A 14,871-nucleotide genomic window follows, 5' to 3' on the forward strand; every position below is an offset into this window, starting at 1 on the left:
GGTCTGACATCGGATTCTCTATAAAGCCCGGCTTGGACTCAAATGCTTAAGTGAACAGCATTACGGCCTAAGCCGGGCTTTTCTTTAAACGAGAAGCTGAGTGGCGATTACAGGACCGAGATCGGGTAGTCGACAATCAGACGGAACTCGTTAACGTCGCCTTCAGCTTGGTCAGTGTTGCCACGGTGCCATGCTTGACGAATGCGGAACGACATATCTTTGACGGGGCCAGTCTGAACCACATACTTGGCTTCAAGGTTGGTCTCGTGGTGCTTGCCGTCAGCGCCATAGCCATAAGCTCTGTAGGGGCTATCGGCTGCCATTTTAGTGCCGTCAATGCCATCGCCGGTCACGTAACGAGTCATGAAGCTCAGGCCTGGCACGCCATACGGAGCCATGTTCAGGTCGTAGCGAGCCTGCCAGGATTTTTCACCAGGACCGTTGAAGTCAGAGTACTGAATAGAGTTATTCAGGAAAATCGAGTCGCCACCCTTGTTGTTGTCACCGATACCGATGTAGTCGAACGGGGTGTCACCGTTGATTTTCTGGAAGGCCAGAGTCACGGTGTGTGCTGCGGCGAACGAGTAAGCAACCGAGCCGGAGAAGGCGGTGTTGCTGATGTCGCCAGCTTTAGAGCTGCCGGTATCAGTGGTGCGATAGATGTTGGCATCGAACGCCAGGGACTGATCGTCAGTCAATGGCAGCGCGTAGTTCATGTTGGCGTAATACTGGTTCCAGATGTCTTCCAGTTTGGCAGCATAGAAAGCAACGCCAAGCGAGTCAGTGATAGCGTATTTGCCGCCTGCGAAGTCTGCGCTATTGGCTGTAATCGGTGTACCCACCGAGGCGTAGTTGGCAAAGATATTGCCATCGTGGCTGTTGTCGTTCTGGCTAGTGCCTGAGTAGAAGTGACCCGCTTCAACATCCAGACCTGCGATCTCGCTGCTTTGCAGGCTGATACCGCTAGCGGTCTGAGGCAAGAGGCGGGAGCCGCCTACTGCGAATACAGGGCTGGTAGGCTGCATATCGCCGATTTTCAGTTCGGTTTTCGATACGCGGAATTTAACAGCACCGCCGGCCTTGCCCTGCTCATCGCGGTTATCGCCATTGCTATCGAGGCTCAGGTTGCCCGAGCCAGCATATTGGTTCTGACCATCCAGCTTCAGACCCCAGTAGCCGAATGCTTCAAAGCCGACACCGATGGTGCCTTGGGTGTAGCCAGTGCTGAAGTTGCCCCAGAAACCTTGGGTCCAGTCACGCTGATCACCGCCACCATTTTTGCCATCGCGGTTGAAATAATAGTTGCGAGCCTTCACGTCCAGCGTGCTGCCGTCAATGAAACCCTTGGCATCAGCCTGATCGCTGACAAACGGTGCAGCCGTTGCCAATTGGGTGCTGGCAGCAGTAACGGCCAGTGCGATTGCGCTCCACTTCATCACTCTCATTGTGACTTGCTCCTTTGGTTTTTAAGAGAAGAGTACCGCCGTCCACCTGTTTTTTTATCTGGACGGCTCTTTCTTTTTTTGTGTCGGCGAAACTTATATCCCGCTGACAATGGTGGCTATAGTTACAGACCTAACCTTGCAAAATCTTTACAGCGCTGTCGCAAATAATTACGGTCCATGTCGCAAACACAAGCCTGCAACGGTGCTGATCATCAACGATCTGGCCATTGAAATATCAGTCTTGTGCCTTCCCTGCGTATTCCTTTAGTGGATGATTTTCTCCACCTTTCGTGATTGCCCGTCTTCTGTTTTCCGCCAGAGGATCGTCCAACCTTGCCCAGTAACATAGCAACAACCGTGCACAAAGCTAAGCAGAATGAGAAAAAAACGTGAAAAAACTAGTATTTACTTTCGTTGTTATCGGTAACCTATTGAAAATAAAATAAAAAATATTTCCCTTCTTTTTAGAGGGGATAGGGTTTTTTCGTCGGCATGACGTGTTTGGCCGTCGGCAGCGTTACCTTGATGGGTTTGGCTTGGGGAGATTCTTCATGATCGGGCTGTCTGCACAAATAAGGTGAGTCCTTTTGGTGCGATGACCGCCTTTAATGCATTAATGTGGGTCTCTGCTATCTCGCGTGACTCCCGAGTTGCTCCGCAGCGTTTCATTTTCATGACGCAATCGGTTTTTCGGGGTCGTGGTTTATAGGCTCAGGTCGCTCGATCTGTAGCGATATGTAACAGCGGTTGTAACGGTGGCATCGGTGCCTGTGCGCGAAAAAGGGGCGATGGCTGCGCTCCGGGGTATTTGCTGGTGCGTGATGCTGTCGCGTCTGTCGGGTGAATGAGCAAGGCGCAGAGCCTGAGCCGCTGGCAAAAGCTGTCCGTGAATCAGGTAAGCGATGAAGTCGAGGTTTTTCCCGAGTATCCTGCCGGTTACTGTGCGGCGATATCTGAAATACAAGTCGGCGCAAATTTAACCTGTAGATCAGGAGTTACATCGTGTTCGCTCTGGATTCACGCTTGCAAGAAGATACTTTACTGATCGGCGATTTCCCGTTGTGCCGACTGCTGCTGTCCAATGATTCAAATTATCCCTGGTTCATTCTGGTGCCTCGGCGTCCTGACATTACCGAGGTGTTCCAGCTGGATGCGCGGGATCAGTTGCAGTTGTGGCAGGAAACTACGCTGCTGTCAGAGCAATTGAAGGACTTGTTCAACGCTGACAAGCTCAATGTGGCAGCGTTGGGTAACGTCGTCAGCCAACTGCATATGCATGTGATCGTGCGGCGGCGAAGCGACATCGCATGGCCGGCGCCTGTCTGGGGCAAGCATCCGGCTACGCCTTATACGGCGCAGGAGTTTTCACTGATCAAAGATCAGCTACGAGCGGTTCTGGTCAAGGACTTCATCTTCACGGAGGAGTCGGTATGAGTCTGGAGGCACGAGTGACCGATCTGGAGAGCCGACTGGCTTTCCAGGACGATACGATTCAGGCGTTGAACGACGTACTGGTTGCTCAGCAACGAGCGTTGGATCGTCTGCAGCAGCAATTTGCGGCAATGCTCAAGCGTCAGGAGGAAATGGGGAGTCAGTTCGAAATTTTCGGCGAGGATGCGCCTCCGCCTCATTACTGAGTTTTCGCACCGCACAAAAAAACGGCCTTCTATATATAGAAGGCCGTTTTTGTATTGCGGTAGAAAGAATCAGCGGCGTGGCAAAGCGGCAATCACATCCTCTGCCTGCAAGCCCTTGTCGCGATTCATCACCGAAAACTCTACACGTTGACCTTCAACCAGTACCCGGTGACCTTCGCCGCGAATAGCCCGGAAGTGCACGAAGATATCGTCGCCGGAGTCGCGGGAAATGAAGCCAAAGCCCTTGGACGTGTTGAACCACTTTACGGTGCCCGTATCGCGGTTGGTCATGTCGTGGCTTTGTGCAACAGGTGACGGGGATGACCGGTAAAAGCTGACGGCCAGATGCAAGGCGACTGCGACCAGTGCCGCGGTCAGCGCTGCGACGATTGCCGGTTGACCGGCGATGGTTTCGAGGGGGACAAGCAAGGTCAGGATTTGAATAACTACAGCAAGAACCAGTAACGCACTGACCAGATTCTGCAGATGATGACGTGGGCCTCTGTTCCAGTAGGGGATCACGGGTGCCAATACAAGATTGAGCAGACCGAAGAATGCCAGGTAAAGCGCATCGGGTTGCAGTAGCGAAGACAGGGCCTCACTACGCAGGCTGGGGATAAAGGAAAGCAGCAGGGCTGCGGCTCCCGTTAGCAGGTGGACTATTTTCAACATGTTGATGACTCACATTAAGATGGATCGCAAGGAAATAGCTGAAGGCACCCGGTACGCTTCTTGAAAAGTGGAGGCGTGAGGCACGCGTGATCTTTCAGCCTATGCGCGGCAGCCTGATCAATCAGCTGCCGCGACACGCGGTGTATTTAACAGCAAAGCTCAGAGCTACTCAAATCAACAGCTTGCGTTACATCGCACAGTGGCAGCCCCGGACGTGACAAAGCGACGGGCGGTGTTCGGTGGTCCCCAATCGGGGCATGGTCGTTCCGACTGACGCAGGGTAGGTATTTGCAAAGCAGGGCTGCGTCCTGCCCTGTGTCTTGATACAGTGGCCTCTGTACCTGCTGGATTAAAACCATCAATTGAAAGGGGAAATACATGGCAATCGATATCGGTATCAGCGAAGAGAATCGCAAGTCAATCGTCGATGGTCTTTCTCATTTGCTCGCAGATACCTACGTGCTTTACTTGAAAACTCATAACTTTCACTGGAACGTCAGTGGTCCGATGTTTCGCACGCTGCATCTGATGTTTGAAGAGCAGTACAACGAACTGGCCCTGGCGGTTGATTCCATTGCTGAACGTATTCGTGCGCTGGGCTTCCCGGCTCCAGGTACTTATACAACGTATGCGCGTCTTTCTTCGATCAAAGAAGAAGAGGGTGTACCGGGCGCCGAAGATATGATCAGAAGTCTGGTTCAGGGACAAGAGGCTGTAGTGCGTACTGCGCGTAGTCTTTTTCCTCTTCTGGATAAGGTTAGTGACGAGCCGACTGCAGATTTGCTGACGCAGAGAATGCAGGTCCACGAAAAAACGGCGTGGATGCTTCGTTCGATGCTGGAAACCAAGTAACGGTCAAGTGAGTGTCAGGCGAGTGGTGCGTCGCACTTCTCGCCTGTCTGATCTCCGGGGGGCTGATAGCCTCGTCGCCTCCTGCCTGCCTGAGCCTCTGCCGCCTACCCGGCATAGTTTGTAGAATGTCTATAACTATTCATTACCTTCAGATGCGTTTAGTGTTTAGTTGTTACTAGTTGCTCTTTATTCCTCACTGCTTTGTGGTCATGTCCTACACGCTCTAAGTCTTAATGCGGCTGGTTATCTAAACGTAAATCGGGCCTGATAGTCGGACATTTATTTATATTTAAATGTTTCTCATGGGATCCGATTTTATAGTTTAGAGGAAGCCGCTATGGTTCAAGAGGTCGAATGCGACGTAAAAGACCTGAAACGTCACGCGAAAATTTGCAATGATCCGTTTGTCGAAGATTTCAATATGGCTCTGGCTCAACCCCACTCCAAGTCGGTGCGGCTTAATGGTCTGGCCACCTGTTTGCGTCTGGAGCATGTGTACTGGAATATCCTGTCCACGATTGCCAGATCAAATGATTGCTCTGTCAATGCGGTACTTTCTTATATCGACCGAGAGGTGCATTTGCGCTATGGCGGCGTAAAGAATTTCAGCGGCCTTATCAGGGTCGTGTGTGTTGCTCATCTTTTGAAGGGTGACAGCCTGGATCTGAGACAAGCTTAACGCAGTTGACGTATACCCCTATTTTGCGGGCTCGCTTTCCGGGCGGGCCTGCTTTTGTAGCGCGTTCCTCCAGCGGCTGCGTTGCCCTGAGCCGCACGCCGCGGCAAGTTATCTCGATCTGTTCGGTTTGCGCGGCTGCACGCTCTTGATTAACGCTATATAATCCCCGGCCTTGCTAAAAACGGGCACGTCTGCGCCTGCAGTGCGCAGCGACGGGCTGACGGCTTGAACGCGTGCCTGGGCTCTTGCACTATTGAGCGCAAGCCAAGAGCGAAAGCTCCACCGAATTTCGAATTACGAGAAGTGAACAGACCATCATGATGCGCAGCCATTATTGCGGCCAATTGAACGAGAGCCTGGAAGGTCAGGAAATTACCCTTTGCGGATGGGTCCACCGCCGTCGTGACCACGGGGGTGTGATTTTCCTCGACATCCGTGATCGTGAAGGTATGGCTCAGGTGGTGTTTGACCCTGACCGCGCAGATACTTTTGCCGCTGCCGACCGTGTTCGCAGCGAATATGTCGTCAAGCTCACCGGCAAGGTGCGTGCTCGTCCGGCCGGTGCCGTCAATACCAACATGGCGTCCGGCGCCATCGAAGTGCTTGGCTACGAGCTCGAAGTGCTGAACGAGTCGGAAACCCCGCCGTTCCCGCTCAACGAATATTCCGACGTTGGCGAAGAAACCCGTCTGCGCTATCGCTTCATCGACCTGCGTCGCCCGGAAATGGCCGAGAAGCTGCGTCTGCGCTCGCGTATTACTACCAGCATCCGTCGCTATCTGGATGACAACGGTTTCCTCGATGTCGAGACGCCGATCCTGACTCGCGCTACTCCGGAAGGCGCTCGCGACTATCTGGTGCCTAGCCGCACACACCCGGGCAGCTTCTTTGCCTTGCCGCAATCCCCGCAGTTGTTCAAACAACTGCTGATGGTTGCCGGCTTTGACCGCTACTACCAGATCGCCAAGTGCTTCCGCGATGAAGACCTGCGTGCTGACCGCCAGCCGGAATTCACCCAGATCGACATCGAAACCAGCTTCCTCAATGAAGAAGACATCATCGGTCTGACCGAGAAGATGATTCGTCAGTTGTTCAAGGAAGTACTGGACCTGGAGTTCGGCGATTTCCCGCACATGACTTTCGAAGAAGCCATGCGCCGCTATGGTTCCGACAAGCCGGACCTGCGCAACCCGCTGGAACTGGTTGACGTTGCTGATCAGCTCAAAGAAGTTGATTTCAAGGTGTTCAGCGGCCCGGCCAACGATCCGAAATGCCGTATTGCCGCGCTGCGCGTTCCTGGCGGGGCGAGCATTCCGCGTAAACAGATCGACGACTACACCAAGTTCGTCAGCATCTACGGTGCCAAGGGCTTGGCGTACATCAAGGTCAACGAGCGTGCTGCCGGTGTTGAAGGCCTGCAGTCGCCAATCGTGAAGAACATCCCTGAAGCCAACCTCAATGTGATCCTGGATCGTGTTGGCGCGGTAGATGGCGATATCGTGTTCTTCGGCGCAGACAAAGCCAAGATCGTCAGCGAAGCCCTCGGCGCGCTGCGTATCAAGGTCGGTAACGACTTCAAGCTGCACACTTGCGAGTGGGCACCGATGTGGGTCGTGGACTTCCCGATGTTCGAAGAGAACGACGACGGCAGCTTCACTGCATTGCACCACCCGTTCACTGCGCCGAAGTGCACCCCGGAAGAACTGGAAGCCAATCCGGCAACCGCTCTGTCCCGTGCTTACGACATGGTGCTCAACGGCACCGAGCTGGGTGGCGGCTCGATCCGTATCCATCGCAAGGAAATGCAACAGGCGGTCTTCCGCTTGCTGGGCATTGCCGAAGACGAGCAGCAGGAGAAGTTCGGCTTCCTGCTTGACGCCTTGAAGTACGGTGCACCGCCGCACGGTGGTCTGGCGTTCGGTCTGGATCGTCTGGTCATGCTGATGACCGGCGCGCAGTCCATCCGTGAAGTGATCGCGTTCCCTAAAACCCAGAGCGCTGCTGACGTCATGACCCAGGCACCTGGTGTGGTGGATGCCAAGGCACTGCGTGAGCTGCATATCCGTTTGCGTGAACAGCCAAAGGCTGAGTAACGCTCGCTGAGGCGCGCTCCGTCGCTCGACGTGAGCGCGCCTTGCATGGCTACACCCCCGGTCAAGTAAGCCCTTTTGCCTGTTTATAGCTGGGCGAAAGGTGAAGGTGTTCGAAAAAGAATCTGGAGCGAGATATGGCAGGTCATTCTAAGTGGGCGAACATCAAGCACCGCAAAGAGCGTCAGGATGCCAAGAAAGGCAAGATTTTCACTAAGTGGATCCGTGAGCTGACCGTTGCTGCCCGTCAGGGTGGTGGCGATCCCAGTTCTAACCCTCGTCTGCGTCTGGCACTGGACAAGGCGCTTGGTGCAAACATGACCCGTGACACCATTGATCGCGCAGTGGCCCGTGGCACCGGTGCGGCAGACGGTGATGACGTCGAAGAGCTGGGCTACGAAGGTTACGGGCCGGGCGGCGTCGCGATCATGGTTGAAACCATGACTGACAACCGTAATCGCACTGCAGCAGCCGTACGTCATGCCTTCACCAAGTGTGGAGGTAACCTGGGTACAGACGGTTCTGTGGCGTACTTGTTTGATCGTAAAGGTCAGATCTCGTTTGCTGCCGGTGTTGATGAAGACGCTTTGATCGAAGCCGCCATGGAGGCTGACGCCGATGATGTCGTCACCAATGACGACGGCAGTATTGACGTCTTTACTTCATTCGCTGGTTTCTACGCTGTGCGCAACGCGCTTGAAGCTGCTGGTTTTGTCGCGACAGACGCTGAAATCGTCATGTTGCCGACGACCAGCGCGGTACTTGATCTGGAAACAGCAGAAAAGGTGCTCAAGCTGATCGACATGCTTGAAGATCTGGATGACGTGCAGAACGTCTACTCCAATGCGGAAATTCCGGACGAAGTCATGGAACAGTTGGGCTGACAGATCTCTGCAGGACAAAGGGGCCGGAGGCCGGTGGCGATGTACTGACATCGCTATCGGCCTTCGGCTTCTGCCTTTATGCTGCGATCTTCGCTGAGTATCACCTCTCAAGCTGCAGGCTTTATGACTCTTATTCTTGGTATAGACCCCGGCTCCCGAATCACTGGTTACGGCGTGGTACGAGATACCGGGCGTGGCTGTGTTTACGTGGCGTCGGGCTGTATTCGCACCGGCAGTGGCGAGCTGCATGAGCGGTTGCAGATTGTATTCCGCGGGGTGCGGGAAGTCATTCAGACCTACGGCCCTGTGACCATGGGCATTGAAAAGGTCTTCATGGCGCGCAATGCTGACTCGGCTCTCAAGCTGGGCCAGGCGCGGGGCGCCGCGATCGTTGCCGGGGCCGAGGAGGGGCTGGAGATTGCCGAATACTCGGCGACCCAGGTCAAGCAGGCGGTTGCAGGAACCGGGGGCGCGAATAAAGAGCAGGTCATGATGATGGTCATGCATTTGCTAAAACTGACCCAGAAGCCGCAAATCGATGCATCCGATGCTCTGGCGATTGCCCTGTGTCACGCGCACACGCGTTCAAGCCTGATTCCTCACGGTCTGAACACTGCACGTAGCCGAGGTGGTCGGCTGCGCCTCTAATGCGTGCAATAGTGGTGCTGCGTCTCTGGTAGCATCCTCTGCTTGAATATTTCTGCTTGCAGGTCTTGTCATGCCTGCAATGATTGCGACCATTATTTCGCGCTGGTTACGCGGTCTGACCGGCAACACGAAAGGATTTGATACGTGATTGGACGCTTACGCGGCTTTTTGGCTGAGAAACAGCCGCCGCATCTGGTGCTTGATGTGAACGGTGTCGGTTACGAAATCGAGGTCCCCATGACCACGCTTTACCGCTTGCCGCATGTCGGCGAGCCGGTGACGCTGCATACTCACCTTGTCGTTCGTGAAGATGCGCATCTGTTGTACGGCTTCTATGAGAAGCGCGAACGCGAGCTGTTTCGTGAATTGATACGCCTTAATGGCGTTGGCCCGAAACTGGCGCTCGCCTTGATGTCCGGTCTCGAGGTTGATGAGCTGGTGCGTTGCGTTCAGGCTCAGGACACTTCAGCGCTGACTCGCATTCCGGGCGTCGGGAAAAAGACCGCTGAACGTTTGCTCGTCGAACTAAAAGACCGCTTCAAGGCTTGGGAAACCCTGCCTGGGACCTTCACCCTGGTTTCCAATGGTCCGAATGCGCCGGAACCCGTGGCAACCGCCGAAAACGATGCGGTCAGTGCGCTTATTTCTCTGGGCTACAAACCTCAGGAGGCAAGCAAAGCTGTTTCCGCAATCAAGGAAAAAGATTTGAGCAGTGCTGATTTGATTCGACGTGCTTTGAAGGGAATGGCTTAAGTGATTGATGCTGACCGCCTGATAACCGCCACTGGCGGGCGTGATCGTGATGAACAGATTGATCGCGCTATTCGTCCGCTGAGCCTTGCCGACTATATTGGTCAGCCGACGGTGCGCGAGCAGATGGAGTTGTTCATCCAGGCTGCACGCGGACGTAACGAAGCACTCGACCACACGCTGATCTTCGGTCCGCCCGGTCTGGGCAAGACCACCCTTGCCAATATCATTGCCCAGGAAATGTCGGTTTCCATCAAGAGCACATCGGGCCCTGTACTGGAGCGGCCGGGGGATCTTGCGGCAATTCTGACCAATCTTGAACCCAACGATGTGTTATTCATCGACGAGATTCACCGGCTGTCACCCATCGTCGAGGAGGTCCTGTACCCCGCGATGGAGGACTTTCAGCTCGACATCATGATTGGTGAAGGGCCAGCGGCTCGCTCGATCAAGCTCGATCTGCCGCCGTTCACGCTTGTAGGGGCGACGACTCGAGCGGGCATGCTGACCAATCCTTTGCGTGACCGTTTCGGTATCGTGCAGCGTCTGGAGTTTTACAGCATCGCGGATCTGGCAACTATCGTATCGCGTTCCGCCGGCATTCTCGGTCTGCCGATAGAGCCGGAGGGTGCGTTCGAAATTGCCCGTAGGGCTCGTGGCACCCCACGGATCGCCAACCGCTTGCTGCGCCGAGTGCGGGATTTCGCCGAAGTGCGCGGCAAGGGCGAGATTACCAAGCCTATCGCAGACCTTGCTCTTAACTTGCTGGACGTCGACGAGCGCGGTTTTGATCATCAGGACCGGCGTTTGCTGCTGACCATGATTGAGAAGTTTGATGGCGGCCCGGTGGGTGTCGACAGTCTGGCTGCTGCCATCAGCGAAGAGCGCCACACCATTGAAGACGTGCTGGAGCCCTATTTGATCCAGCAAGGCTATATCATGCGCACACCGCGTGGACGGGTCGTGACCCGGCATGCTTATCTGCACTTCGGGCTGAATATTCCGTCCCGAATGGGGGAGATGCCAGGCGCCGAACAATTTGTTGCAGATGAAGACATTTAAAAACTCGCAAAACACTGATTTATTCAGGGTTTGCGCGGTCAGACTGGCTACTGCGTCAGGCTGACATGAAATAACCGGTAAAACGTTGAAAACAGTTGCCGTGGCGGATTGGCAACCTGAGGAGTAAGCACTAGAGTATGCGCGCGCAAAACGGGGTTCAGTCGTTCGCACATCGCTGTCGCGTTTATTACGAGGACACCGATGCTGGCGGCATTGTCTATTACGTCAATTATCTGAAATTCATGGAACGGGCTCGTACCGAACGGCTGCGGGAATTGGGTTTTGCCCAATCCTCAATGGCGAAGGAAGGCTTGTTGTTCGTTGTGCATTCCAGCGAGGCCAGGTATCGCAAGCCGGCGCGATTGGACGACGAATTGCTGGTCAGCGCTGAAGTAATCGAATTGAACCGTGTCAGTCTGCGCTTCAAACAGGAAGTCAGACGGGCTGCGGATGCAACGCTGCTCTGCGAGGGGCAGTTTTTGGTGGCGTGTGTAAACGCCGATAGTTTGAAACCCCGGGCCATTCCCGAAGCTCTGCGTACGGCCTTTGCCGGCCAGGGCGGCGCGGGCACACATACAGAGCAGGAGAGCAAGCGTGGAAGCTAACGTCGTCGACCATTCCTCCATGTGGAGTTTGGTCAGTAATGCCAGCATTGTCGTTCAGTTAGTTATGCTGATCCTTGTGGCTGCTTCAGTCACTTCATGGATCATGATTTTTCAGCGCAGCAACATGCTGCGTGCTGGACGCCGGGCATTGGACAGCTTCGAGGAGCGTTTCTGGTCCGGTATCGATCTGTCCAAGCTGTACCGTCAGGCGGGCAGCAATCCAGACCCGGATTCTGGTGTGGAGCAGATCTTCCGTGCCGGCTTCAAAGAGTTCTCGCGTCTGCGTCAGCAGGCAGGTGTCGATCCTGAGGCCGTGATGGAAGGCGTGGCTCGTGCCATGCGTGTTGCCATCTCGCGTGAGGAGGAGAAACTCGAAGCGGGTCTGCCTTATCTCGCCACCGTTGGCTCCGTCAGCCCGTACATCGGCTTGTTCGGTACCGTCTGGGGGATCATGAACTCCTTCCGCGGCCTGGCCACGGCGCAACAGGCGACACTCGCCACCGTTGCCCCTGGTATTGCCGAAGCACTGATCGCAACAGCCATTGGCCTGTTCGCGGCGATCCCTGCAGTAATCGCTTACAACCGTTTCGCCGCTCGCAGCGAAACCCTGATTAGCCGTTACTACACCTTCGCCGAAGAATTCCAGGCCATCCTGCACCGTAAAGTGCACACCAGCGAAGAGTGAGCAGGTAATTCCCAATGGCTTTAATCGCTCGAGATCGCCGCAGAAAACGCAAGCCGGTCGCCGAAATGAACGTAGTGCCTTACATCGACGTGATGTTGGTGCTGCTGGTCATCTTCATGGTCACCGCTCCCATGATCAATCAGGGCGTGAAAGTCGATTTGCCCAAAGTCTCCAGCGAGGCTTTGCCGCAAGACAACAACAATCAGGTCCTGACCATTTCGATCAAGGCTGACAAGACCTATTACTGGAACCTTGGCAGCGAAGTCGACACCGACAAGCAGATGGACAAGGCGATGACCTTGCCGCAACTGACGTCGGCCGTTACCAAAATCGTTGCCGCCGGGCGTGATGCCGGCAAGCAGACGCAGGTTTTCATTCGTGGCGACAAAACCGTTGATTACGGTTCGGTCATGGGCACCATGGGTGGGCTGCAGAAGGCAGGGGTCGGGAATGTCGGCTTGATTACTGAGGCCCCCTGATGCAGCCAATTCGAGAGCCGTCCGCCTCGGAGAATTATTTCTGGCCTAGTGTCTGGGCCGTGGCGTTGCACGTCCTGATTTTTGGCTTGCTGTTCGTCAGCTTTGCCATGACTCCGGAATTGCCGGAAGCCAAGCCTATCGTGCAGGCGACCCTGTACCAGCTCAAGTCCAAGAGTCAGGCGACGACCCAGACCAACCAGAAAATTGCCGGCGAGGCGAAAAAGACCGCTGCACGACAGACTGAAGTCGAGCAACTGGAACAGAAGAAAGTCGAGCAGGAAAAGCAGGAAGCTGTAAAAGCTGCGGAACAAAAGAAAGAAGAGGCTGCTCAAAAAGCGGAAGAACAGAAGGCTGAAGAAGCAGCGCAGAAAGCGGCGGAAGCGAAAAAAGCCGACGAAGCGAAGAAAGCTGATGAAGCCAAAAAGGCTGATGCCAAAAAAGCTGAAGAAAAGCAGCTGGCCGACATAGCCAAGAAAAAAGCTGAAGACGACGCCAAGAAAAAGGCCGAGGAAGACGCCAAGAAAGCTGCAGCCGAGGAAGCCAAGAAACAGGCCGCCGACGATGCGAAGAAAAAAGCTGCAGAGGACGCCAAGAAAAAGGCTGCCGAAGACGCTAAAAAGAAAGCAGCTGACGACGCGAAGAAAAAAGCCACTGCCGATGCTGCCAAGAAGGCGCAGGAAGCAGCTCGCAAATCTGCTGAAGATAAAAAGGCTCAGGCCTTGGCTGACCTGCTGTCCGATAAACCGGAACGGCAACAGGCATTGGCGGACGAGCAGGGTGACGAGGTCGCGGGTAGTTTCGACGATCTGATTCGTGTTCGAGCCTCCGAGGGCTGGAGTCGACCACCGTCAGCACGTAACAACATGTCCGTAACACTGCAGATTGGTATGTTGCCGGATGGCACCATTGCCTCGGTATCGGTTGCCAAGTCCAGTGGAGACGGGCCGTTTGACAGTTCAGCAGTCGCAGCAGTCAAGAATATTGGCCGTTTGACAGAAATGCAGGGTATGAAGGCCGCGGACTTCGCTCCCTATCGTTCATTCAAGATGACATTTACACCTGGAGATCTAGCCTTGTGATCAAGCTTTTTCGAGGACTGCTAGTAGTCGTTCTCTGCTGTGCGGCCGGTATGGTTGGCGCAGAAGAGAAGAACATTCTGGTCACCAGCGGCAGTGACCGCGCCACGCCTATCGCAGTTGTGCCTTTTGGCTGGCAGGGCGGCAACGTACTGCCAGAGGACATGTCGGAAATCATCGGCAATGACCTGCGCAATTCGGGTTACTACGCGCCAATCCCGCGTCAGAACATGATCAGCCAGCCAAGCCAGGCCAGCGAAGTCATCTTCCGAGACTGGAAAGCACTGGGTGCGCAGTACGTGATGGTCGGCAACATCGTGCCTGCAGGCGGTCGTCTGCAGGTGCAATATGCCCTGTTTAACGTCGCAACCGAACAGCAGGTACTGACCGGTAACGTGTCCGGTACTACTGATCAGTTGCGCGACATGTCGCACTACATTGCGGACCAGTCGTTCGAGAAACTGACCGGCATCAAGGGTGCTTTCTCTACCCGCATGCTGTACGTGACTGCCGAACGCTTCTCTGAAAACAATACGCGCTTCACTTTGCAGCGCTCGGATTACGACGGTGCACGTGCAGTGACCCTGCTGCAATCCCGTGAGCCTATCCTGTCGCCGCGCTTTGCGCCGGATGGCAAGCGCATCGCTTACGTATCGTTCGAACAGAAGCGCCCGCGCATCTTCGTTCAGCACATCGATACCGGTCGCCGCGAGCAGATCACCAACTTCGAAGGCCTCAATGGTGCGCCTGCATGGTCGCCTGATGGCACGAAACTGGCATTCGTATTGTCGAAAGACGGTAACCCGGAAATTTACGTGATGAATCTGGCCTCGCGTCAGCTAAGTCGCGTGACCAACGATTCGTCCATCGATACAGAACCGTTCTTCGGCAAAGACGGCTCGACGCTGTACTTCACGTCGGACCGTGGCGGCAAGCCGCAGATCTACAAGACAAATATTAATGGTGGTGGTGCTGAACGAGTGACTTTCGTCGGCAACTACAACGCCAACCCGAAATTGTCAGCTGATGAAAAGACGCTGGTAATGATTCACCGGCAGGACGGCTTCACTAATTTCAAGGTTGCAGTGCAGGATTTGGCCCGCGGAAGCGTAAAAATCCTCACAGATAGCAACCTTGATGAGTCGCCTACTGTTGCGCCCAACGGCACCATGGTAATCTACGCCACCCGCCAGCAGGGCCGGGGAGTCTTGATGCTCGTGTCCATTAATGGACGCGTAAGGCTCCCGCTTCCTACCGCTCAAGGCGAAGTCAGAGAACCTTCCTGGTCCCCTTACCTGAACTGACGC

General features: G+C 54.8%; 16 protein-coding genes. 14 read left to right on the plus strand and 2 right to left on the minus strand.

Going from position 1 to position 14,871, the window contains the following annotated elements:
- Positions 1-107: 107 nt before the first annotated feature.
- Entirely contained in the window at positions 108-1,445 is a 1,338-nt protein-coding gene (locus tag RX972_RS12630) for an OprD family porin (RefSeq protein WP_316875779.1), read from the minus strand.
- A gap of 1,002 nt (positions 1,446-2,447) precedes the next feature.
- On the opposite strand from RX972_RS12630, the gene RX972_RS12635 reads away from it, so the two are divergent.
- Positions 2,448-2,879, plus strand: coding sequence for an HIT domain-containing protein (locus tag RX972_RS12635; RefSeq protein WP_316875781.1), 432 nt, complete (start codon positions 2,448-2,450; stop codon positions 2,877-2,879).
- Positions 2,876-3,082 (plus strand): SlyX family protein, encoded by a 207-nt coding sequence (locus tag RX972_RS12640; protein ID WP_027898115.1) that lies wholly within the window; start codon positions 2,876-2,878, stop codon positions 3,080-3,082. Before RX972_RS12635 ends, RX972_RS12640 begins: the two co-directional genes overlap by 4 nt.
- Before the next feature lie 69 nt (positions 3,083-3,151).
- Here RX972_RS12640 and RX972_RS12645 read toward each other — a convergent pair whose 3' ends face one another.
- Complete coding sequence (locus tag RX972_RS12645) at positions 3,152-3,754, minus strand: cold-shock protein (RefSeq protein WP_027898220.1); 603 nt, start codon at positions 3,752-3,754, stop codon at positions 3,152-3,154.
- 378 nt (positions 3,755-4,132) lie between these two features.
- On the opposite strand from RX972_RS12645, the gene RX972_RS12650 reads away from it, so the two are divergent.
- The 12 genes from RX972_RS12650 to tolB all read left to right on the plus strand — a co-directional run bounded on the left by RX972_RS12650 (position 4,133) and on the right by tolB (position 14,868).
- Complete coding sequence (locus RX972_RS12650) at positions 4,133-4,606, plus strand: Dps family protein (protein ID WP_027898221.1); 474 nt, start codon at positions 4,133-4,135, stop codon at positions 4,604-4,606.
- A gap of 337 nt (positions 4,607-4,943) precedes the next feature.
- Positions 4,944-5,285, plus strand: coding sequence for a ribbon-helix-helix domain-containing protein (locus RX972_RS12655; RefSeq protein WP_049826719.1), 342 nt, complete (start codon positions 4,944-4,946; stop codon positions 5,283-5,285).
- Positions 5,286-5,602: 317 nt separating this feature from the next.
- A complete protein-coding gene (aspS, locus tag RX972_RS12660) occupies positions 5,603-7,378 on the plus strand; it encodes an aspartate--tRNA ligase (protein ID WP_027898223.1) in 1,776 nt (591 codons plus the stop codon).
- A 134-nt stretch (positions 7,379-7,512) separates the two neighbouring features.
- On the plus strand, positions 7,513-8,259 hold the full coding sequence (locus RX972_RS12665) for a YebC/PmpR family DNA-binding transcriptional regulator (protein ID WP_316875787.1): 747 nt from the start codon (positions 7,513-7,515) through the stop codon (positions 8,257-8,259).
- Positions 8,260-8,382: 123 nt separating this feature from the next.
- Positions 8,383-8,907 (plus strand): crossover junction endodeoxyribonuclease RuvC, encoded by a 525-nt coding sequence (gene ruvC, locus RX972_RS12670; RefSeq protein WP_027898225.1) that lies wholly within the window; start codon positions 8,383-8,385, stop codon positions 8,905-8,907.
- Positions 8,908-9,051: 144 nt separating this feature from the next.
- Entirely contained in the window at positions 9,052-9,660 is a 609-nt protein-coding gene (gene ruvA, locus RX972_RS12675; RefSeq protein WP_027898226.1) for a Holliday junction branch migration protein RuvA, read from the plus strand.
- Entirely contained in the window at positions 9,661-10,719 is a 1,059-nt protein-coding gene (gene ruvB / locus RX972_RS12680; RefSeq protein WP_095093547.1) for a Holliday junction branch migration DNA helicase RuvB, read from the plus strand.
- A gap of 137 nt (positions 10,720-10,856) precedes the next feature.
- Positions 10,857-11,324: a tol-pal system-associated acyl-CoA thioesterase gene (gene ybgC / locus RX972_RS12685; RefSeq protein ID WP_316875791.1), complete on the plus strand. Its 468-nt coding sequence runs from the start codon at positions 10,857-10,859 to the stop codon at positions 11,322-11,324.
- On the plus strand, positions 11,314-12,009 hold the full coding sequence (gene tolQ / locus RX972_RS12690) for a protein TolQ (protein ID WP_027898229.1): 696 nt from the start codon (positions 11,314-11,316) through the stop codon (positions 12,007-12,009). Before ybgC ends, tolQ begins: the two co-directional genes overlap by 11 nt.
- Positions 12,010-12,023: 14 nt before the next feature.
- Positions 12,024-12,488, plus strand: coding sequence for a protein TolR (gene tolR, locus RX972_RS12695; protein ID WP_027898230.1), 465 nt, complete (start codon positions 12,024-12,026; stop codon positions 12,486-12,488).
- Positions 12,488-13,567, plus strand: coding sequence for a cell envelope integrity protein TolA (gene tolA / locus RX972_RS12700; protein WP_087274352.1), 1,080 nt, complete (start codon positions 12,488-12,490; stop codon positions 13,565-13,567). The genes tolR and tolA overlap by 1 nt, the downstream gene beginning before the upstream one ends.
- Positions 13,568-13,617: 50 nt before the next feature.
- Complete coding sequence (gene tolB / locus RX972_RS12705; RefSeq protein ID WP_231665751.1) at positions 13,618-14,868, plus strand: Tol-Pal system beta propeller repeat protein TolB; 1,251 nt, start codon at positions 13,618-13,620, stop codon at positions 14,866-14,868.
- Positions 14,869-14,871 lie beyond the last annotated feature (3 nt).

This window comes from Pseudomonas syringae group sp. J309-1 (assembly GCF_032582135.1).
In the GTDB taxonomy this organism is placed as follows: Bacteria; Pseudomonadota; Gammaproteobacteria; order Pseudomonadales; family Pseudomonadaceae; genus Aquipseudomonas; species Aquipseudomonas quasicaspiana.